20 protein-coding genes and 1 CRISPR repeat array are annotated in these 21,047 nt (G+C 40.7%); of the genes, 2 read left to right on the forward strand and 18 right to left on the reverse strand.

The features are described from left to right. Window positions 1-31: 31 nt before the first annotated feature. From PTI45_RS20315 to PTI45_RS20330, 4 genes are all read right to left on the reverse strand, one after another. Window positions 32-349, reverse strand: coding sequence for a hypothetical protein (locus PTI45_RS20315; protein WP_069329411.1), 318 nt, complete (start codon window positions 347-349; stop codon window positions 32-34). Between the two features lie 251 nt (window positions 350-600). Next, window positions 601-1,692 (reverse strand): D-alanine--D-alanine ligase, encoded by a 1,092-nt coding sequence (locus PTI45_RS20320; RefSeq protein ID WP_069329412.1) that lies wholly within the window; start codon window positions 1,690-1,692, stop codon window positions 601-603. Between the two features lie 129 nt (window positions 1,693-1,821). Further along, the gene (locus tag PTI45_RS20325; protein WP_069329413.1) at window positions 1,822-2,121 is read right to left on the reverse strand and encodes a chorismate mutase; all 300 of its coding nucleotides are present in this window, start codon (window positions 2,119-2,121) and stop codon (window positions 1,822-1,824) included. Between the two features lie 157 nt (window positions 2,122-2,278). Then, window positions 2,279-3,253: a glycoside hydrolase family 5 protein gene (locus PTI45_RS20330; RefSeq protein WP_069329414.1), complete on the reverse strand. Its 975-nt coding sequence runs from the start codon at window positions 3,251-3,253 to the stop codon at window positions 2,279-2,281. A 675-nt stretch (window positions 3,254-3,928) separates the two neighbouring features. Between PTI45_RS20330 and acnA the strand changes: the two genes are divergently transcribed. Next, window positions 3,929-6,658, forward strand: a complete 2,730-nt coding sequence (gene acnA / locus PTI45_RS20335) for an aconitate hydratase AcnA (protein ID WP_069329415.1) — start codon at window positions 3,929-3,931, stop codon at window positions 6,656-6,658. A 211-nt stretch (window positions 6,659-6,869) separates the two neighbouring features. Here the strand turns inward: acnA and PTI45_RS20340 are convergent, their stop codons facing one another. Continuing rightward, window positions 6,870-7,613, reverse strand: coding sequence for an IclR family transcriptional regulator (locus PTI45_RS20340; protein WP_069329416.1), 744 nt, complete (start codon window positions 7,611-7,613; stop codon window positions 6,870-6,872). Window positions 7,614-7,881: 268 nt separating this feature from the next. On the opposite strand from PTI45_RS20340, the gene PTI45_RS20345 reads away from it, so the two are divergent. Next, window positions 7,882-8,973, forward strand: a complete 1,092-nt coding sequence (locus tag PTI45_RS20345) for an alpha/beta hydrolase (RefSeq protein WP_139129299.1) — start codon at window positions 7,882-7,884, stop codon at window positions 8,971-8,973. A 187-nt stretch (window positions 8,974-9,160) separates the two neighbouring features. On the opposite strand, the gene PTI45_RS23950 is transcribed toward PTI45_RS20345, so the two are convergent. From PTI45_RS23950 to PTI45_RS20410, 13 genes are all read right to left on the reverse strand, one after another. Beyond that, the gene (locus tag PTI45_RS23950) at window positions 9,161-9,889 is read right to left on the reverse strand and encodes a nucleotidyltransferase domain-containing protein (protein WP_425415583.1); all 729 of its coding nucleotides are present in this window, start codon (window positions 9,887-9,889) and stop codon (window positions 9,161-9,163) included. Then, a CRISPR array of direct repeats spans window positions 9,890-10,186; the repeat unit is 29 nt; unit sequence CTTTAAATCCCACTACGTTCATATAAAAC. A 257-nt stretch (window positions 10,187-10,443) separates the two neighbouring features. Further along, window positions 10,444-11,310, reverse strand: coding sequence for an SDR family oxidoreductase (locus PTI45_RS20355; protein WP_069329418.1), 867 nt, complete (start codon window positions 11,308-11,310; stop codon window positions 10,444-10,446). A gap of 106 nt (window positions 11,311-11,416) precedes the next feature. Then, window positions 11,417-12,766 (reverse strand): F390 synthetase-related protein, encoded by a 1,350-nt coding sequence (locus PTI45_RS20360; RefSeq protein WP_245703523.1) that lies wholly within the window; start codon window positions 12,764-12,766, stop codon window positions 11,417-11,419. After that, window positions 12,763-13,668 (reverse strand): MBL fold metallo-hydrolase, encoded by a 906-nt coding sequence (locus tag PTI45_RS20365; RefSeq protein ID WP_069329420.1) that lies wholly within the window; start codon window positions 13,666-13,668, stop codon window positions 12,763-12,765. Before PTI45_RS20365 ends, PTI45_RS20360 begins: the two co-directional genes overlap by 4 nt. Beyond that, window positions 13,665-14,657, reverse strand: a complete 993-nt coding sequence (locus PTI45_RS20370; RefSeq protein ID WP_069329421.1) for an NAD-dependent epimerase/dehydratase family protein — start codon at window positions 14,655-14,657, stop codon at window positions 13,665-13,667. The genes PTI45_RS20365 and PTI45_RS20370 overlap by 4 nt, the downstream gene beginning before the upstream one ends. Beyond that, the gene (locus PTI45_RS20375) at window positions 14,654-15,949 is read right to left on the reverse strand and encodes an ATP-grasp domain-containing protein (RefSeq protein WP_069329422.1); all 1,296 of its coding nucleotides are present in this window, start codon (window positions 15,947-15,949) and stop codon (window positions 14,654-14,656) included. The genes PTI45_RS20370 and PTI45_RS20375 overlap by 4 nt, the downstream gene beginning before the upstream one ends. Further along, window positions 15,939-16,937, reverse strand: coding sequence for a beta-ketoacyl-ACP synthase III (locus PTI45_RS20380; protein ID WP_069329423.1), 999 nt, complete (start codon window positions 16,935-16,937; stop codon window positions 15,939-15,941). Before PTI45_RS20380 ends, PTI45_RS20375 begins: the two co-directional genes overlap by 11 nt. A gap of 55 nt (window positions 16,938-16,992) precedes the next feature. Further along, a complete protein-coding gene (locus PTI45_RS20385) occupies window positions 16,993-17,838 on the reverse strand; it encodes a lipoate--protein ligase family protein (protein WP_069329424.1) in 846 nt (281 codons plus the stop codon). A gap of 146 nt (window positions 17,839-17,984) precedes the next feature. Next, window positions 17,985-18,275, reverse strand: a complete 291-nt coding sequence (locus PTI45_RS20390) for a hypothetical protein (RefSeq protein ID WP_069329425.1) — start codon at window positions 18,273-18,275, stop codon at window positions 17,985-17,987. 13 nt (window positions 18,276-18,288) lie between these two features. Beyond that, complete coding sequence (locus tag PTI45_RS20395; protein ID WP_069329426.1) at window positions 18,289-18,780, reverse strand: hypothetical protein; 492 nt, start codon at window positions 18,778-18,780, stop codon at window positions 18,289-18,291. Between the two features lie 138 nt (window positions 18,781-18,918). Further along, on the reverse strand, window positions 18,919-19,512 hold the full coding sequence (gene folE / locus PTI45_RS20400; RefSeq protein WP_069329427.1) for a GTP cyclohydrolase I FolE: 594 nt from the start codon (window positions 19,510-19,512) through the stop codon (window positions 18,919-18,921). 60 nt (window positions 19,513-19,572) lie between these two features. Beyond that, entirely contained in the window at window positions 19,573-19,851 is a 279-nt protein-coding gene (locus PTI45_RS20405) for a YneF family protein (protein ID WP_069329428.1), read from the reverse strand. Between the two features lie 140 nt (window positions 19,852-19,991). Further along, window positions 19,992-21,026 (reverse strand): HD-GYP domain-containing protein, encoded by a 1,035-nt coding sequence (locus PTI45_RS20410; RefSeq protein ID WP_069329429.1) that lies wholly within the window; start codon window positions 21,024-21,026, stop codon window positions 19,992-19,994. Window positions 21,027-21,047: the final 21 nt, after the last annotated feature.

Consider the following 21,047-nt stretch of genomic DNA (forward strand, 5'->3'; position numbering starts at 1 on the left):
CTAGTATGATTCTGTATGTGTATGATTAAACCTATTCTTGCTCTCCGAAAAACATTTCATGTGCAAGATCGGTTTGTACTCTTGCTTCTTCTTCTGTTAATTTGCGAACCAATTCAAGTTCTACGGCGGTGACTTCACGACCTTGGAAGTTGATTTCAGCGATAGACGCTGTGATTTTGACGATGGCAATCGCTACGTTTTTGGGTGTATAGGCGATTACTTTTTGTCCAGTTGGATAGACGCGAAATCCGCTTTTGAGCATTTTGCCTTTGCCGTATTCAAGCAGTTCGAGTAGTTCTTGTTCGTTTTTGAACTTACATACGGAGTTAAATTCGGTTTGAAATCCCATGGTCATTGCTCCTTTCGAGTGGGCGGTGGTTGAGGTGAGGTACGGACGCTTCGGGGATAGGATGTTATTGCCGTCGCATTTAAGCTTCCGAAGTAGCTTTCAATGAAAGCTTGTAGCTCTTTCAGAACATTCTATCCCCTCCGCTAGAGGTACCTACACTTTTTCCACGCGGTTTAGTACATTTAATACCTTAAAAAAACCTTAGAGATGGGATGAATTTAGTTTATTTTAGAATCATTGATGGTTGCTTACTATTCTCTTCCGTATTTCAGTTCATGGCGTTGGTTATAGCGATCTATACCTAGTGTGATCAGTTGATCCAATAGGTCTGGATAGGCTGTACCGGTTTCGCGCCATAGTAGTGGATACATGCTAAAAGCAGTGAATCCTGGCATGGTGTTGACTTCGTTGATAAAGATTTCGCCATCGCTACGGCGAACAAAGAAGTCGGCACGACATAGACCGTTTCCGTCGATAGCACGGAATGCACGGATAGCGAATTCACGTAGGTTTTCGGCAAGTTCGCTGTCGATTTCAGCAGGGATGACCATTTTGGATGTACCGTCGATGTATTTAGCATCGTAGTCATAGTAATCGCTAGTGGATACGACTTCGCCGGGAACAGAAGCTTGTGGCAATTCGTTACCGAGTACGCCGACTTCAATTTCACGTCCATCTACAGCTTCTTCGACGATCACTTTAAGATCGTAACGTAAAGCATAGTCAACTGCTTTTTCCAGTTCATTACGGTCTTTAGCTTTGGAAATACCTACACTTGATCCGAGGTTAGCTGGTTTGACGAAGCACGGGTAGCCAAGATTGGTTTCGATCGTTGTCAAAATGTCATATTGTTGCGTTTCCCACTCTTTTGCAATAAACGTTTCGTATTTACACTGTGGTAAATGAGCTTGAGCGAATAGCTTTTTCATAATCGCTTTATCCATACCTGTTGCAGAAGCAATTACGCCTGCACCAACATAAGGCATATCCATCATTTCAAAAAGACCTTGAATAGTACCATCTTCACCATATGTACCATGGAGGAGTGGGAACAATACATCGATTTCGCTAGTTTGGCCGCTTAATTTTTTCCAAAGGATGCTCATCGCTTGTGAAGTGGCTTCTGCACCACCATCGATCTGTAAATCACTCAATTGGCTAGGCGCACCATGATACACTTCGCCCATATTCCAGCGTCCTTGTGGATCGATATAGATAGGCACTACATTATATTTGTTATAATCAATCGCATTTAAAACAGAAAATCCAGTCTGTAAAGAAACTTCGTGTTCTCCAGATTTACCACCGTAAATCAAACCTACTGTTAATTTTGTTGCTGTCATTTCAGAACCCCCGTTAGTCATTGTACATATGAAAGCATGTGAATAAATGCTATTGTAAATGATCGTTATTATATAACCTGTATTCAGTATAAAGCTTGTAGAAAAACACTGCAAAAAAACTTTGTATGCTTATCTATTACTTGGATTGATTCGCTCATGTTCTTGTAGTTCATCTTCAATAAAACCGGCAATCATTGCTCGGTAGACCTTTTCTGCAATCGATGGATTTAATGCGTGTTCTACAGCCAGCTGACGAACTTTATGGATCACTGATTCAACTCTTGCGGGTGCTTTTACAGCATCTTTATCTTTTTTAAAAGCGGCTGCTTGCCTTACATACTGACTCCGTTCACTTAACAATTGAATGATGTGTTGATCCAATTGATCGATACGTTCCCTTACCTCATCTAAATTCTGACAATCTCTCATCTCTGCTCATCTCCTCTATTATCCTCTAGCTAAATCATTTCTAAATCTTGTTTCGTACTATTATAAATGTCTTCCTTATATTACCCAATACAAAATCAACAAAAAAGGCAACTGGACGATCCAGTTGCCTTCTTGTGATTCGCTATTACATATCGTTTTATTGATAAATTCCAGCTTTTTTCGAAGTCGCTTTGATACCATTCGGATCATTAACAACTACATTACCAGCACTTGTTAAGCTACCTGCGGGTCCATTGTTCAGATCAAGGTAAGATAGATCAGAGCTATTACCGTACCATGACCATGCTAACCAACCGACTCCTTTTTGTTGACCGTATTTCATAATGGCATACTCATCCACATCTTCACCTTGATGGTATCCACCAAATTCACCGATGATTAGAGCCAGACCTTTATTGAGTACATTTTCCATATTTGCTTTGACTGTTGCATCGTCTTTACCTGCATATTGATACATATGGATCGAGAATACCGTATTCTTTTTAGAATCGGCTGCCAATACGGCTTGTCCATAATCTACGATGGATTGTGGATATTGTCCCCAACCAGCAGCATCAACGATGAGTGTATGATTGAGTCCAGCATTTCTTAATTTAGGAATAGCTTGCTTGTAGCCATTCGCCCAACCTTCACTATTCCATGAACCGTACCATTCGTTGGCAATATTGATAATGACTCGATCTTCTTTGCCGACTAGCGCATCTTTGATACTGATCCAGTAGTTCACAGCATTATTTAATTTGGCTACATCATCACTACCTGTCGCATCATGCACTTCCAAAACAGCGATCATTTTATATTGATTGACCAAAGCCAGAATATTTTTAACTGAGTTGATATCATCTTTGGTGTACTGTGTTCCATCGGATAATACAATACGTACTGTATTGGCACCTGTTTTGGCGATGGCTGGAATAGCAGCATTCAGATCGTTTTTAAACCAGGTGTGAGAATGATTGACCCCTCTCATCACAAAAGGCTTGCCTGTTGAATCATACAATTTGGTACCGCTTACATAAAATCCGGTAGCAGCAGATGATTTCGATACCCCTATCGTTACAACAACCAACATCATTGCCAATACCACCATCAAGCTTTTTCTCAACAACATATTATTCCTCCTCTGCTATTTTGAAAATAAGCTGTCTTCCGACTGTCCCCTGTAAATTATCACCAAACGTATTAAATTACAATATTTGTTTTAATTGTAATTATTCAATTAGGTGATGAATATGGCATTAATCTAATAGAGCGACTAATGAGTATAATTTAAAAGAAGTATATAATTTATTTTAATCCTTTTTCATAAAGGTATTTAAAATAAAAATATAACTATATAGAAGTAAAATGATCGTATAAAGTAACTCAATATGTTTATATGAGTGATCTCATTTTTGTTATCTATATTCATAGCTATATTTGCACCTGATATGATATTTTCGGCTTAATTAGTCCAGTTACATCAAGTCATTTTCAAGATTGTCATCTTAACAAATTTCTTCCAAAAACATCTTTACTACCTCCCATGTAAACGGTATACTTAATACAAGAATTACTTTTTGAAATTGTGTTTCACTGTGTGAAACTATAAACATTTTTATCGTTCTCCATTTTGAATAATTCGATTTTAGTTGCTTAATAGTATAGAATAGTAATGAATTGAACCGTTTTCATTTCTAATTTTATCCAGCAAGCGTTTGAAGATCATTTGCCAAAATGTTGAGGATTTTTCCCTGTAACGCAAAATCCAAAAAGTAAGCCGTATTTTATTTGAGGAGGGGCATCTATGTCACCAAAAGATTCATTTTCTGTTGGCCGAGAACTGAAAGTGAGAGACCAGTCTTACCGTTATTACAGCCTTAATGCTTTAGCTGAAAAAGGTTATGAACACATTTCCAAACTTCCTTTCTCTATTCGTGTGCTACTTGAAGCCGCTGTTCGTCAATATGATGGACGTGCGATTACTGAAGAGCATGTGAAGCAACTTGCGAACTGGAGTGAAGGTCGCGAAGAGAAAGAGATTCCATTTATTCCTGCACGTATCGTACTTCAGGATTTCACCGGTGTACCTGTAGTTGTTGATTTAGCCGCTATGCGTGATTTTGTTAAAAAATCAGGTGGCGACCCTAAACAGATCAATCCGCTAGTACCGGTTGACCTTGTTATTGACCACTCCGTTATGGTAGACGCATTCGGTACGCCTGATGCACTTGAATATAATATGAATATTGAATTTGAACGTAATGAAGAGCGTTACCGCTTCTTGCGTTGGGCACAAACAGCATTTGATAACTTCCGTGCTGTTCCACCAGCTACAGGTATTGTTCACCAAGTAAACTTAGAGTATCTTGCTTCTGTAGCAGCAACGCGTACTGTTGATGGCGAATTGCAAGTATTCCCTGATTCCCTAGTGGGTACAGATTCACATACTACAATGATCAACGGTCTAGGTGTTGTTGGTTGGGGTGTTGGTGGTATTGAAGCTGAAGCAGGTATGCTTGGACAACCGCTATACTTCGTTATGCCTGAAGTAGTTGGTTTCAAATTAACAGGTAGCTTGAGCGAAGGCGCAACAGCAACAGATTTGGCGCTTACTGTTACTCAAATGCTTCGTAAAAAAGGCGTTGTTGGTAAATTCGTAGAATTCTACGGTCCAGGTCTAAGCAATATCAGTCTTGCTGACCGTGCAACTGTAGCTAACATGGCTCCTGAGTACGGTGCTACTATTGGTTTCTTCCCTGTTGATGATGAGACTTTGTTCTATCTTCGCAACACAGGACGTGCTGATGAGCAAGTAGAATTGGTTGAAGCATATTACAAAGCACAAAACATGTTCCGCACAGCCGAAACACCTGATCCAGTATTCTCAGATACGATTGAATTGGATCTAGCTTCTGTTGTACCAAGTCTTGCAGGACCTAAACGTCCACAGGATCGCATCGAATTGACTAATATGCAATCTAGCTACCGTAGTGCTGTTCGTACTCCTGTAGAAGCAGGCGGTTACGGATTGTCTGATGAGAAGATCGCTGAGAAAATCACAGTGAGTCATCCAAACGGTAAAACAACTCAAATGGGTGCTGGTGCAGTTGTTATTGCAGCAATCACCAGTTGTACGAATACATCTAACCCTAGCGTTATGCTTGGTGCTGGATTACTTGCACAAAAAGCAGTAGCTCGTGGATTGAAAGTGCCTAGTTATGTAAAAACAAGCTTAACTCCAGGTTCCTTGATCGTTACTGAATATCTGGCAAAAGCAGGCGTAGACAAAGATTTAGAAGCTCTTGGTTTCTATCTTGCAGGCTACGGTTGTGCAACATGTATCGGTAACTCCGGTCCATTGCCAGACGAAGTAGGACAAGCGATTGCAGATAACGATCTAACAGTTGCTTCTGTATTGTCAGGTAACCGTAACTTTGAAGGACGGATTCATGCTCAGGTGAAAATGAACTATCTAGCATCTCCTCCACTGGTTGTGGCTTATGCTCTTGCAGGAACAGTTGATATCGATCTACAAAACGATCCTATCGGTTATGATCCTACAGGTGAAGCTGTATACTTGAAAGATATCTGGCCTACAGCGAAAGAAATTCGCGATGCGATCGGCTTATCCATTTCTCCAGAAATGTTCCGTAGCCGTTATGAGCATGTATTTACAGCGAACAAACGTTGGAATGAAATTCCTGTACCAGAAGGCGAATTGTATGAGTGGGATGACAAATCAACTTATATCCAAAATCCGCCATTCTTTGAAAAACTGGCTGATGGTATGAAAGATATCGAAGATATTCGTAGCGCACGCGTGCTTGCACTACTTGGCGATTCGGTAACAACCGATCATATCTCACCAGCAGGTAATATTTCTCCTTCTTCACCAGCAGGCGAATACTTGAAAGAAAACGGTGTAGAGCGCAAAGATTTCAACTCTTATGGTTCCCGTCGTGGTAATCACCAAGTGATGATGCGCGGTACGTTCGCAAATATCCGTATTCGTAATCAGGTGGCTCCAGGTACAGAAGGTGGCGTAACTACTTACCTTCCTACCAATGAAGTCATGTCGATCTATGATGCATCGATGCGTTATCAAGAAGAAGGTCAGAACTTGATCGTTATCGCAGGTAAAGAATATGGTACAGGTAGTTCCCGTGACTGGGCTGCTAAAGGTACATTCTTGCTAGGCGTTAAAGCTGTTATCGCTGAAAGCTTTGAACGTATTCACCGTAGTAACTTGGTAGGTATGGGCGTATTGCCACTACAATTCCAAGAAGGTTACGGTTGGAGCAGTATGGGACTTAAAGGTACTGAGACTTTTGATATCATTGGTTTGAGCAACGATGTTAAACCAGGTGAACAAGTTACGGTCAAAGGTACTCGTGAAGACGGTACAACATTTGAATTCCAAGTAACAGCTCGTCTGGATAGTGCTGTTGATGTCGATTACTACCATAACAGTGGTATCTTGCAAACTGTACTTCGTCAAATGATGCAAAACACTAATAAAGGTGAAACGGTATAATTTATCCTTCGTTTCGCTTTTCAAAGTATACATTACCAAAAAAAGGCTTCCTTAATCGGGAGCCTTTTTTGGTATACAAAAACAGCGAACTTCCTAACGCTTAGGAGATTCGCTGTTCGTTATATTGCCTTTATGATGATGAACTCTACTTTATCTATCTTGTTACTATATAGTCACGCAATTATCAGAGTAATCGTAGCATTATTAACTATCAACGCAGTTTAAAGCCCATCTCTTGCGCCGCTTGAATCAATACTGGCGCATATTCATGCAGTTTATCCATCGACAATCGACTGACAGGCCCTGAAAGAGATAGCGAAGCTCGTAATGCTCCTGTTCGATCAAAAATCGGTACAGCAACCGCTGCGGCTCCCGGTTCACGCTCTTCATAACTGGTTGAATACCCGTTACGCTGCACTTCTGCAAGCTGTTGACGATAATGCTCAACATCTACGGTAAGCGGCCAATCTGGACTATTTAACAGTTCTTCTTGCTGTTCACTACTGGAAAAAGCGACTAACACTTTACTGGATGCTCCTACTGTCAAAGGCAACCGTGCTCCTACTGGTGCAACACGTCGTACCGCCTGATTACTTTGCACTGCTTGAATCCGTAAGCGCTCGTCTCCATCTCGCAAATACAGGCTGATCGTTTCGCCCAGCTGTTCACGCAATTCTTCCATATCTGCAAGCAATAACAACGCAGGATCATCGTTTTGTGATAGGTGAGTCGATAACTCCCAGATTTTGATCCCTAGACGGTATTTATCTGTACTGCTATTGCGAATGACAAAGCCTTTTTCTTCTAACGTAGCTAATAAACGATGTACCGTACTTTTGTGTAATCCAATTTCCGTAGCAATCTCGGTGAGTCCAAGATCGCTCGTTCGGGTAAAACACAGTAATATGTCTAACGCACGTTCTACTGCTCGTACAGTCAACTTGCGATCTTCCATTGTTGTCGCCTCCGCATTTGAATCTGTTTACAACGAATACTGTCTATTTTTGTAAGTTTCACTCAATGAAACTTGGTTACATAAATTATATCGAAGCTAGCTCTAATCGTAAAGAGAAATACGTCGATAATAAGGAAGAAGACGATCATCTAACATTGACTTTGCTGAACTAGACTTTTACCATAAGTAGATATTGTCGAATCAAATCGGTTAACGCAACAATGAAGATGAGATACAACTACAAACTTTTAATTCTAGGAGGGGCAAGATGTCCAGTACTTTGCAAAAAAATGCAAAGCCCCATTCGTCTGAGCTAGAAGAGACACCTCCTGTAGTTTCACCAAGACAGATTCGAATAAAGCATGTTGTGGTAGCTTTTGTGTTATCCATAGTGTTTTTTTTCCTGTTTTGCTTTGTGGCACTGCATGCCTATATTGCTTGGGTGCTGTCTAATCCGACAGTAGCAAGTGTCTACTCTAATCCAATGCAGGCAAAAGGAATGGCTTACGAAGATGTAACATTCCCGGCAGCGGATGACAGCCGGATGATGCAAGGTTGGTATATTCCAGCGGAACAGAAATCGTCCAAAACGATTGTGTTTAGCCACGGATATGGTGCAAATCGAGAAGAAACATGGATTCCGATGTACGATCTCGCTCATTATGCGCATAAGCTTAATTTTAATGTGATTATGTTTGATTATGGATTCGCCGCTAAAACAAACAAAGAAGTCGCCACAGGTGGTAAAAAAGAATCTCAACAATTACTTGGAGCGATTCAACTTGCCAAACAAAAAGGTTCTCAAGAAATTGTCGTCTGGGGATTCTCGATGGGAGCAGGTACAGCTCTACAAGCAGGTCTCAAAACAAAAGATGTGACTGCGATGATTTTGGACAGTACCTTCTTGTTAGAACCGGATACACTCTACTATAATATCCAGCAACAGTTGGATCTTCCACGACATCCATCGCTGGAAATTCTGGAATTTCTATTACCTATTGTTAACGGAACAAGCTTGAATCAGATTCCATATCAACAGGTGAAAAAGGAAGATTATCCATTTCCTATTTTCTTTATTCATGGGACAAACGATGATAAAGCTCCTTACCAGATAGCAGAGCAACTTGCAGCCAATCAGACCAATCCCGATTCAGGAAGCTGGGTGATCCAAGGCGCTCATCATGAACTGGAATTCCGTGAACATCCACGAGAATATTTACGCAAAGTCTCAGATTTCTTAAGTAGCCTGAATCTAGCGGAAGAAGAAGACGTTAATAATGAACCGTTACTGAATGATGAATTGTCTAACAGTCCTTCGGATACATCATCGTCTACTGCTAAGGATGCGAATAGTAAATAACATACGAAATAGCTATGACTTTAAAAGCCCAATTCATTCTCTTTTGAGAAGATGAATTGGGCTTTTGTTATGTATTAAGTGCTCTTACTGCATTTGTGGAGTATACACTTTTTAGAATAAATATTGATTCGGTAGATTCTCTGATTGTCTATAATTTTGAATATCAAAATCAGTCATTTTCTGCCTTTTACAAACGAGTGTCATTTCGAGAAGAATTATAATCAATATAATCGTAACCTAGAAATTCAACTCTCTGGTCAAGCGAAATACGTATCATTTCGTTTCTAATATGAGTTAGTGCTCTTTCAGCGCTAGCATGATCTCTATGGCTAAAATGTCTATTGTCATCAGGATATCGTCCCAATGTATTATATTTAGCTAGCGTTACACCATAAGCTTCGCAACCATATAATTGAATACCTTCTCTTTCTATCGAATTCATAAAAGTTTGTCCATCATATTGTCCAATGGTACCTAATACAATATCAAATTTTGCATCAGGAATATACTTTAAGGCTATCGTTACTAAAGAAGCATATAGGATATCGTATTCGTCTTCTTCTATACCATTACCAAGATATTCGACGTAGAAATCAAAGTCGCTTTTAGCATGACTGATTCCTTTGGCTTTGCTACCAAACAAGTATATTTTAGTAATACGCTCCTCCATTAAAGACATATCGCGGCTTATTTGTTGAGCTAATTCTAAATCTTCTTTAGCTGGTCCAATATGCTCATTTCGTTCAGCAATCATACTAGAATCAATATCTATCACCATTCGAGAAGAATCAATACCATTTTCTCGCAAAAAAATACGTAGTTGCTCAGTAATATGATTAGGTACATGCAGCGCCATAATATCTCCTCTTTCATATAAAACTGATTTTAGTGAATCCGATGCGAATAATGTAGTCATGTTTAAATCCCAATACGTTCATATAAAACTGAGATCAATTCTTTTGTACCTTTAGAATTGACAACGAGACTTTAAATCCCACTACGTTCATATAAAACCTGCACGTTCCTCCAGAAATACCGGAAGGTAATTCAACCTTTAAATCCCACTACGTTCATATAAAACTCAAAGACTACAAACTTAGTATTCAGTCTGTAGATACATCCTTTAAATCCCACTACGTTCATATAAAACGTACACAAAAGGTCGATATCAGACCACGCCTGTACTTTAAATCCCACTACGTTCATATAAAACTCCGAACTTTTACACCTCTAAACCCGCAGTACATCAACGTTTTGTCCCCTCTGTTTTTTACGTTTTGCATTGAACCTCCAATAAGGAAAATAGACACTTGTCTAAAAACGCTTCAATCCCTTATTACACAAGGCATCCAGCGGATTCGACAAAATAATCGCTCACTGCATTTTTATCATCATTGCTTTATATTTAAATCATACGTCAGAACAACTCAATCTTTCAATACTATACGTAAATACATTTCCATATCCTTTTTAAGACTTCAACGCTCGACCGATCACCCATTCGAGCACACGCCAGGGTAATAGTTTGCGTGCCCAGATCATGATGTGAGAACCTTCTCCAATAGCATAGCGTAACTTTGGAGAACGCTTATCTACAATTTTCCCGACAAGATCAGCGACTTCTTGCGGATCAGGAGCGGATGCCGCGGATTTACGAGAATAACGCAATACTGCTTCTAAGCGAGATTGATAAGGTGAATGAGGTGCTGTATGGATATCAGCTAGACCTTTTTCCCAGATTGATGTCCGGTATGAACCGGGTTCTACTAATACTACTTTGATATTAAATTCAGCCACCTCATGACGCAAGCTTTCACTAAATCCTTCGATTGCGAATTTGGAAGTGGCATACGGTGCATATCCGGGAAAAGCAGATAGCCCGCTTACACTACTCATATTAATAATATAGCCCTGCTTTTGCTCACGCATCATCGGAAGAACCGCTTGAGTCATTGCTATCAGTCCAAACACATTCGTTTCTAGTTGTGCTCGCCATGTCTCCATCGGTACATGTTCGATAAATCCACCTACAGCATACCCTGCATTATTGATAAGAATGTCTATATTTCCATACTGCTGTTGGATAGTTGTGACTGCAATCTGAATAGATAAAGAATCGGTCACATCCAGCTGGATATAATGAATACGGTCAGTGATTCCTTTTTGCTCAGCGATACGTGCCAGTTCTACGTTGCGTGTCAAATCTCGCATTGTAGCAATAACAGTAATTCCTTTTTCTGCTAATAAGACCGCAATCAACAATCCAAATCCACTTGATGTGCCTGTCACCAAAGCGATACGTTTGCGTTCCAATGACGCTTCTACTTGGTTGGACATAAGATCCTCCTTTATCTACTTTATGCCTGAATATACTACTTTATTTTAGAATGATCCTATTTCATTTCGATATTGAAAATAGCTATAGAGCTACTTATCTACTGACTCACAACGTCCACTTTCGTTCGACTCGCCGTAACTTTATGATTCCGGGCGTGAACTCATATGCTGTAAAGGTAATCGCTGGCATAACTGCTTGTAAAGTATCGCAGATATGCTGGATACGATGGATGATTTGCGCTTCGACAGCTTGATCATGTGCTATATGATCTGTTTTTCCAGTAAGACGATAACTGATTTCCAGTTGGTTGATCTGATACTGGATCACACGATAATGTTCAATATCTGCGGAAGCTCCTATAATCGCTCTGGTGATCAGATCGGGGAATAGCGGTACTTTTTCTGCTGTCGTCTGATGAGTGACATAAAGAATATCGTCGCATCGTCCTTCAATCTGTTCGATAGTAAGCATCGGTGATCCACAAGGACAAGGCACTGCGGCTTCGGTCAGAATATCATTTAAACGATACCGTATAATCGGTTGAGATACCCGCGAGAAGTCCGTAATAATTGGTACAAACCGTCTGCTTTGCTGATCCAGCATTTCTTTCTCAATATGTACAATATCTTCGTTCAGATGCAGATTACCATATTCGCACGTGGCTCCGAGGAAACCTTCTGTACACTGATACACCTGATGTACTTTTTGCATAAAAACAGATTCAATATATTGACGATCCAAAGGATCTAGTACTTCTGCCACCGAAATGATTTTGCGTGGCTCTATCGTTAATAAGCCTGATGATTGCTGCTCTGCTAATAAACGCAACATGGAAGCAGGCGCAATCAATAGACTCGGACGGTATCGTTCAAGCTGCTCAATATGCGCTGTGATCGGTAACAATAGATCGAAATAACAAAATTGCAGTTTTCCTTTTTGTACCGATTCATACAGATTACTATTCGCTCTCAAAAAGAACGCAATCTTCTCAGGTTGCCGAATACCACCGGGTAACAACTTGGCAAGCACGGTCCCTGTCCATTGTGCTTGTTCTTGGGGACTCACTAGAAATAACCCTCGATTACCCGATGTACCCGAAGACAACCCAATAGTCACTCCTTGCAAAGTAGGTTCAAAATCTCGTGTCTGCTCTGCTTGATCGGCAATATCCATCGCTTCTCTTTTGGTAATACCCAGCGTATTCAATTGATCAAAATGCTCCATCATTATCGACTTATCTATCAACGGAAAGTCACGCCACTGATCATCAGTTATCCCTTGCCACAATTGCTGATAAAAAGGTGATTGTTGCCGTATATAACGCACATGCTTGATAATTTTCTTTTCTTGCCATTGCTCAAGCTCTGCTCGACTATTCCAACCTTTACGATAACGAGTACATACATAATGATAAAGGATACGCATCGTATTGGTGAGTTCGCTTAATCTTTTCACAACCATCGTCCTCCCCACTGCTGTAATGCCTGTTTACAATGACTAGGCACGATCCGAATCGATGGAGATGAGAGGTGCAACTGACGTAATTTTTGGAGATTAAGCCTATATTGCTGACGATCTGACATAATCATACCTGCCAGAAAATGAGGCGGACGATTCTCAGTAAAAGCGATACTAGACCATACGGTATCTGCACATAACAAATAATCATCAATGGCTGTCGATACCAATAGTCCGATCATCCCTTCTGCATGACCAGACAATTCAATAGCGATCAGACTTCCATCTCCCAATATATCGTACCCCGTTTTCCACGGAAATTCTTGTGTAATCAGATCGTTGTCTCGGGATACATCATGTACAAGATGACTATATAGCAATGAGGTTAACGGTTGAGAATCTGATCGATGCAACACTCGCGAGCGCTCAGTGAGATCATCCGGCAATAAACCTGCTAGAAATCCTGCTTTGACTGCTCGGATCGAACTCAAATCCTTGACCGCTTGATACGATTCGGAAAGATATATAAACGTCGCTTGCGGAAAGTCTTTTGCTCCAGCAATATGATCTCCATGAAAATGCGATAAGATCACATACTTAATCTGATCTGTCATAATGCCTTGCTGTTCCAATTGCGAAATGACCGAGTTCTCTTCCTGATAGATCACCGGTGTAATATAACGGTACAACGATTGTGGTAACGTGGCTGTTTCTTCAAAAAAGCGCGCACTATATCCAGTATCAAATAAAATATACCCGTGCTGAGGATGCTGAATACAAGCAAACCCTGCTGGAAATGACACCGCTCGTAGCGAACCACCTCGTAATGTCAAAAATTCAGGATGAGTACAATATCCAGCTGCTCCGATCCATAATCGCACTGCTGATGAAGTGATCATTGAGTACACCACCAATCTGCAAATCGCTCTAACCCTTGATCGACACTGATACGAGGCATATAACCTAATTGTTGCTGTGCTAACGAGATATCCAGTGTATGAGGTACCGCAATCGACCCTACACTATAACGAGTCAATGGAGGCTCGCCTAGCGCTGGGAATAGACGATACACAGCTTCCATTCCTCCTGCGATCAGATGGGCTACCGAATAAGGTACATTTCGAGTATGTAAAGGTATATCTAAGCGTTCAAATAAACGCGACAACAATTCGACAAACGCAATCGGTTCACTATTGGATATATTGTACGCCTGTCCAAGCGCTGTCTGTGGTGCTTTTACACCTAGTAACATTGCATCGACAACATTATCTACATAGGTCAGATCTATCGGCGCACGCCCCCCTTGTAATAGTGGCACACCAGATTGACGATTGGCTTCTAATAACCGTGGAAATAACGTCTGATCCATCGGTCCAAAAATCGCACGGGGACGAATCATAATCGAAGCTAAACCTTGCTTTTTATAAGCTTGCAATACAATCTGTTCAGCTAATAATTTGGTTGCCGCATAATGATTGACTGACTTACGAGGTAAAGGATCGGATTCTCGAATCCCGTAGTGAGCTTTGCCATCAAAATAAATACTGGGTGTAGACACATGAATCAATCGCTGGACATCATGCCGAATACAACCATCAACAATATGTTGAGTGGCTTTTACATTGCTTTGATAAAATTGTTGATATTTGCCCCACGGCGAAGACAATGCAGCACAATGAAAAACGATATCTTGTCCTTTACAAGCTTGTATCGCTTGCTCTGCATCTCCTAGATCATAATAATTCATCTGTACGCCAATACGTTCTAATGCTTGTCCACGGCTTTCATCTCGCCCTGTTCCATGAACATCCCAGCCTAGTGCGACTAATCGTCTGGCTAGATGTCCACCCAAAAATCCTGTCGCCCCGGTAATTAATGCTCTGGTCATAAGCTCTCCTTTCCATTCCATTCGATATCATGGGTTAATGCTTCAGTCAGTGAAATACGCTCTGTACGACAAGTTCGCAACGCTTGAGCGACTAATCGAAATTGCTCCCAAAATGGCTTGCGATCGTCTGCCTGATATACCACATCTGTCGCTTGGTGTAGACCGTTCCACCAGTTTTTCCAAGCTTGCCAATCACGGTTGTATTTGATGCCTGCTATCCACATCGGTAACGTCAATACTCTAGCTATTCCTACGGCTGGCATAATTACTTGACCACTTTGCGCTATTGACTCAGGATCTAGCAATGCTTGAATCATTGTATCTTGGTGTTGAAAAAGATGAATCCCACTGGTCGTTCGTGGATTACATTCAATCGGATATAGAATGCCTGTCGAATCTTCTTCAATAAAATCAAAACTAATCTGTCCACAAAAAGCAGTATTAGATGGATGTTGATCCTCTACAGGTATCCCTTGAACAAATTGGCATACCCACTCGTACGCTTTATTATGCTCTATAGCTTCAAAATATACACTCGCTCCTGTACGTGATGTTCTATAGTTACTTGTATACGTAGCATGAGCGATCACGATACCTTTATGTACAAGACTATAGGTACAGATAGCTTTCCCTTTAATATATTGCTGAGCAATCCAAGCTGATGATTCATATTGTTTATTCATTACTGTTGTTTCTGTTGTTATTATTGTATTTGCTGTAGTCTTTTGCTTTTTTGAAGCTATAATACGTCTGATTTCCCACGGCATAATCACTCGCGATGCAAATCTAGAATAAATCGGTTTCCGCACAAATGTATGACCTTCTGCATCAGGCACCGAATAATCATAAGAGTCTGTTGAAGGCTCTGCTACCGAGAAAGTGATCGGAGCGGCTTGATTATTGATTATCACTTGTTCAATAAATTTTCCTTTGTGATGCAGAGTATGCAGTGTAGAGAGCGAAGGTGTAAGCACTCGACAAACCCTTTGCAATCGTTCCAGACCTTGCGCAATATAAAAAATCTCTTCACATGTCGGTAGCAAAAGATCGATCTGATGCTCTATGATCAATTGCTCTAATGCAGACAGATATAATTGCGGTTGTTGGCGGGGCGGTGGCACTTGAAAGCTCTCCACCACAGCACTCGATACACGGCACAGATGATACCTACTACTTTCAGTCACATAGACATAATGACCGTTACGATGCAAAAGGCGAGCCCACTCAAGTGCTACAGGAGCACGTCCACCTGTAATCAATATCCGTTGCGGTGTGACTGGCTCAGTACTCAAGCACCATTCCTCCTAATGATAATCCTGCCGCTGTTCCCATTAATAGAATGCGATCGCCACGTTCCATTCTTCCTTGTATAATCGCTTCATGAATGCCCATCGGAATAGAGGCAGCTATCGTATTCCCATGATTAAGAGTGATATCGAGAAATTGTTGTTTGCTAATGCCTAACTTTTTGCGTATCAGGCGCATTGCCATAGCACTACCCTGATGAGGAATAACCAATTTGAAATCTTCCATTTTGGTATGAGATTGCTCTAACAATTGATCAATAAAGTCAGGTAATAATCGGGAAGCCATGCGGAAGATTTTCTGTCCATCCATAAAAAATAAAAAAGATTCTGCTAGATCTTTTTGCAAATGAGCAGGCAATCGTGTACCTCCACCTTGAATTTCGGAATAACGTGCGCCTTTACTATAGGTTTGAAGCGAAGTATGTATAATTCGAGCAGACTCTTCTGGCGCAGATGCACCAATAATCACAGCGGCTGCTCCATCTCCGAATAAAGCTGCACTTTCTTTATTTTCCCAATTAAGCCCTGCCGATGCAATCTCTGTAGCTACCAAAAGAACATACCGATATCGTCCTGCGGCTACCAGATAAGACATCGTATCCAAGCCGACCAAAAAGCTTAAGCAGGTCGCATCAATATCAAAAGCAGGCACACCTGACTCTTCTTGTCCCATCGCTTGCTGGATAAATACCGCTGTGCTTGGTAATGGCTGTTCTTTGGTTCCACTTGTACATACGAGACAATCCATATCTGCAAATGTAAGACCTGCTGCATCCAAAGCATCTTGCGCCGCTTGTGCGCCCATCATCGAAGCTGTCTCACCTTCACTCACATAATATCTGGTGCCCACACCTGTCGCTTTGTGCGTCCAACCTGCTTGTACTCCTAACTTCTGATCCAATTCTTCATCGGTTACTGCACGCTTCGGTAAATATTTACCGGTTCCTACGATTTTCACTTTGCGTAATTGCATGATAGACCTCTTTTCTTATTCAATCCCGTTCTTAATTCACTTCTACTTCGCTTCTCTATTCGTCATATCGCTGGATCAAGTACTCTTCCATCTGTTGAATATCTTGTGGTGAAAATAAAGTCTGTTCCTTGATCATTTCAATCGATTGACCTTCTGCTAAAATAGATTTTAATTGCTCTGTATATGAAGTTACATCGGGTACTTGCGCTAATTCAGATAGACTGCCCATCGTGCCTTGTTGTACAACAGGATATCCTTTGTCCTGCTCCCCTACTGCCAGATCATAAAAGCGCCGAATCCCTGCGGACAATTCATCTCCACGACCTTCTACAATAATAAAAGCCGTAATAATATAGGCTTTGGCTTGTCTACGCTGAGCTATACCGCAGAACTTTCGTCCAGCAATACTCACATCATAATCTCCCGGACAAAATGCCCCTTCGATCTCACCCACATGAGAATGTGTATTCCACGGATCGACTGCTCGACTGATCCAATCCGCCATAAAGCGAAAATCACGATGAATACTAATATTGCGCTTAGGATTAGGGAGTATAATCGATAGATTCAAAATACCGGGATGTAAAGGAACTGCCGCACCACCTGAAGGACGTACACAGACCGATGTACCCTTTTGCCGAAATTGTTCCATTGCTTGTGTAGCATACGTCAATCGCCGATCACGCAGACCAATCGCCATACCATCTGTATGTCGCCAGAGATGAATCACAGGAGGATGCCCTTGCCCCACTTGACGACACATTAACTCTTCCCATGCTAATGGTGCTAATATCGAATCTCCTTGCTCTACCAATGGTCGTTCTACCCATACCGCCTGTTCCAAACCTACAGGCACATCGATTAATGTAGGGATAGAATGCCGATGATTGTCTGCTGACATCATGATTCCTCCACTTCAGTTGCTTGATTCTAATCATTGTATTATATCAGTTTCTATATGTCCTCTACATAAAAAAATGGCAGGAACACTGCCATTCGGCATCATCCCTACCATTTTTGAATAATCACTTTTACCTTGTTATATCATCAAGAACGAACTTGAATTGCAGTATATTGTTCAAACCATTCCCGATTACTTTGCATACGGGCATCATATTGTTTTTGTCCAAGGTCTTCTTTCATACTCTGGCGAATAGCTCTCATGCCTACATTCATATCTACTAATTGCTTAGCAGAAGCAGGTTTAATCATCACTATTGGTTTTGAAGTAGTGCTCCATGTTTGAGTCACATTCTTTACACGACGTATATTTTGATTAGTATGATGAATCGATTGCAAAGAAGCTTCATTCAATTTAATTAATTTGTTTCTTAGCATCAGATCATCTCCTTTAATAATAGTATAACTCTATTATCCTTCTTGCATCAATATCATCTAAGTACATACCTTGACTATTTCCAATAAACTTTGCATTGAATCGTTGTTGATAATATCTGATTAATTCGTTTTTAGGAACAAATGAAACGAACCCATCATATCCTATAGATTGACTGTATAAACAAGCTTGTCCCAGAAGAACATCTGTTACATTCACAAAAATACGATCTTTAAAACGATAACGATTTTGAGGAGCGCTTTCTAACAAATCAACATATACATGATCATCATTATCACGATATGCTATTGCACCTTGTATGTAAGAACTATGTATAGAAAGAAGCTTATAAGCGTTATAGTCATTGTTGCTTTGGCAATATATCGACCAGTCAAATTCGACTTGCCATCCTAACTTATGAAGATTATCTGTATCAGAATCTGCCATTGATACTATTTCTGCTAAGTAAACATGATTTAATCTATCTTTAAGATGCCAGTCGGGCATATGTTACAACTCCTTGATTACAAAATGACTTTATTAAGTGTAACATATTTTATACTTTCTAAATATACACCTATCTAAAATAAACAAAAACAAGACCCCTTCTATTTAGTAAGTAGGCGTCTTGTTTTTTATTCATATTTAGTCTTTAATCAATGCTAAAAATTCAGCACGTAATGGTGCATCTGTACGGAATCCACCGCGAACTGCGGAAGTGATCGTTTTGCTACCTGGCTTTTTAACACCTCGTGCACACATGCATAGATGTTCGCCTTCAACCACAACCATAACGCCTGTTGGATCAAGTACTTCCACCAATATATCTGCAATTTGAGAAGTAATACGTTCTTGAACTTGTAGACGACGACTGACAGCTTCGACCAGACGAGCGAATTTGCTTAAGCCTGCAATTTTACCGCTAGGTACATAACCGATATGCACTTTGCCGAAAAAAGGAGCCATATGATGCTCACATTGACTGTAATAGACAATGTCTTTAACGATAACCATTTCTTCGTGATTCTCGTTAAAAGTTACACCTAGCGCTTCTCTAGGATCTACGCTATAACCAGCAAAAATCTCCTCGTACATACGAGTAACACGTGCAGGCGTATCAAGCAAACCTTCACGTTCTGTATCTTCTCCGATCAATTTCAAAATCTGACGGATATGGTCTTCAATCTGTGCACGGTTTTCACCGACATCAAGATTGGTATAATCTTTGATACCAGCCATAGTGACCTCCTCTTCCCATTACAAGGTCTTTATGGACCTGATCCCTGTGATGCTACTTGCTTATCTTCTGCGTTTACCTGTATTTCCGCGACCCATAGGAGGCATTTTAGCTTTAGGCGCTTTGCCACCTTGTGGATTATTTTTCATCATTTGTTGAGCTTGTTGCATCTGCTTACCATTCAGGTTGTAACCCATTTGCTTCGCCATTTTTTGCAAAGCTGCTGGATCGTTTTGCATTTTTTCCATCTGTTTGCGCAAATAATATGCACCAATAAAAAAGCCGCCAATCAGACCGACAATCAAAGTCACGATTGGAATGACCCAGTTTAACCACGTCATAACTGCCACCCCTGTAGATGAATTATAGTGTGAAGTTCCTTGTAAAAGGGTACACTACGCCCTTAACCGATAAAGGCAGGAACAGCATTTATCATACCATTTCCGTGATCGGCTTAGCAAACATTTTCAATCGTTAGAAGTTACATCATAACTGCTTCAATAAATGTAGTCGTTGCATTCGCCAGATCAATTTCTTTGACGTCTAGATCGCCACCACTTCCGCTTACAATGCGTACCACCGGACGACCGGGTAAGCCCCGATGTTGTCTGACGATCACACCTGTTTCTTTATTCGATAATCGCACACCTGTACCATTAGGATACACCGAGATAATACGTGTAAATTCCACTAACACATCATGATCTAACATACGATCCGATTGAGCCATCATTTCTTCGCAAGCTTGATGAGGCAATAATCCCTGTCCACCGTTGTCTTTGGATGTAATCAGATTATCATAAGTATTCGCTGTGGCTACAATACGAGCATACACATGAATTTCTTCTTCATTAAGTCCACGTGGCTTGCCTTTGCCATCCATTCGTTCATGATGTTGAAGTGCAATATGAGCGATCATTAAGTTGAATTCTCGCTTGGTTTTGATGAGTTCGAATCCACGCCATGTATGATGGTTTTTGGAACCGATCTCCAGATCATCTTCCGCTATCTTTGAAAATTTACCGACATCATGCAGTAAAGCCCCTGTTGCTAAATCTTTCAGTTGATGTTGATTGAGTCCCATATTCATCCCCATCATAGCGGACAAAAGACAGACATTCATCGCATGTACATATTGCACATTATCGTTTGTTTTGATATCAGTTAATTGCACCTGTACTTCACGCATACTTGTAATATCTTCAAGCAATTGTTCAATACTAAAAGCTACTTTATTCGGACTCCACTCTTTACCGGAACGAACAGCATCGAACGTATCACTCATTTCACGGATCATCATCTGTTTGGTCGCTTCGCTGAGTACCTCTTCCATTTCAATATCAGCAAAGTTCTCATCTTGAATATACAACATCGTGACTCCGATCCGATTAAGTGTATTAATCATATAGACGGTCAGTTGTACACCAGCAGACAATAGAATCGCTCCATTACCTGAATAAATCGCTTTGCCCAAATATTGCCCTGTCTCTACTTTATCGATGTTTACGTACCTCATGGGAAGTCTCCTTTACCGATA

The sequence above is a fragment of the Paenibacillus nuruki genome (genome assembly GCF_001721045.1).
Classification (GTDB): Bacteria; Bacillota; Bacilli; order Paenibacillales; family Paenibacillaceae; genus Saccharibacillus; species Saccharibacillus nuruki.

Coding starts and splice junctions, on each gene's coding strand:
- PTI45_RS20330 (WP_069329414.1), bottom strand. CDS start 3,253: ATGTTGTTGAGAAAAAGCTTGATGGTGGTATTGGCAATGATGTTGGTT.
- PTI45_RS20340 (WP_069329416.1), bottom strand. CDS start 7,613: ATGGAAGATCGCAAGTTGACTGTACGAGCAGTAGAACGTGCGTTAGAC.
- folE (WP_069329427.1), bottom strand. CDS start 19,512: ATGGCTGGTATCAAAGATTATACCAATCTTGATGTCGGTGAAAACCGT.
- PTI45_RS23950 (WP_425415583.1), bottom strand. CDS start 9,889: ATGACTACATTATTCGCATCGGATTCACTAAAATCAGTTTTATATGAA.
- PTI45_RS20315 (WP_069329411.1), bottom strand. CDS start 349: ATGGGATTTCAAACCGAATTTAACTCCGTATGTAAGTTCAAAAACGAA.
- PTI45_RS20370 (WP_069329421.1), bottom strand. CDS start 14,657: ATGACCAGAGCATTAATTACCGGGGCGACAGGATTTTTGGGTGGACAT.
- PTI45_RS20345 (WP_139129299.1), top strand. CDS start 7,882: ATGTCCAGTACTTTGCAAAAAAATGCAAAGCCCCATTCGTCTGAGCTA.
- PTI45_RS20320 (WP_069329412.1), bottom strand. CDS start 1,692: ATGACAGCAACAAAATTAACAGTAGGTTTGATTTACGGTGGTAAATCT.
- PTI45_RS20390 (WP_069329425.1), bottom strand. CDS start 18,275: ATGCTAAGAAACAAATTAATTAAATTGAATGAAGCTTCTTTGCAATCG.
- PTI45_RS20355 (WP_069329418.1), bottom strand. CDS start 11,310: ATGTCCAACCAAGTAGAAGCGTCATTGGAACGCAAACGTATCGCTTTG.
- PTI45_RS20395 (WP_069329426.1), bottom strand. CDS start 18,780: ATGCCCGACTGGCATCTTAAAGATAGATTAAATCATGTTTACTTAGCA.
- acnA (WP_069329415.1), top strand. CDS start 3,929: ATGTCACCAAAAGATTCATTTTCTGTTGGCCGAGAACTGAAAGTGAGA.
- PTI45_RS20380 (WP_069329423.1), bottom strand. CDS start 16,937: ATGCAATTACGCAAAGTGAAAATCGTAGGAACCGGTAAATATTTACCG.
- PTI45_RS20385 (WP_069329424.1), bottom strand. CDS start 17,838: ATGTCAGCAGACAATCATCGGCATTCTATCCCTACATTAATCGATGTG.
- PTI45_RS20405 (WP_069329428.1), bottom strand. CDS start 19,851: ATGACGTGGTTAAACTGGGTCATTCCAATCGTGACTTTGATTGTCGGT.
- PTI45_RS20410 (WP_069329429.1), bottom strand. CDS start 21,026: ATGAGGTACGTAAACATCGATAAAGTAGAGACAGGGCAATATTTGGGC.
- PTI45_RS20325 (WP_069329413.1), bottom strand. CDS start 2,121: ATGAGAGATTGTCAGAATTTAGATGAGGTAAGGGAACGTATCGATCAA.
- PTI45_RS20365 (WP_069329420.1), bottom strand. CDS start 13,668: ATGATCACTTCATCAGCAGTGCGATTATGGATCGGAGCAGCTGGATAT.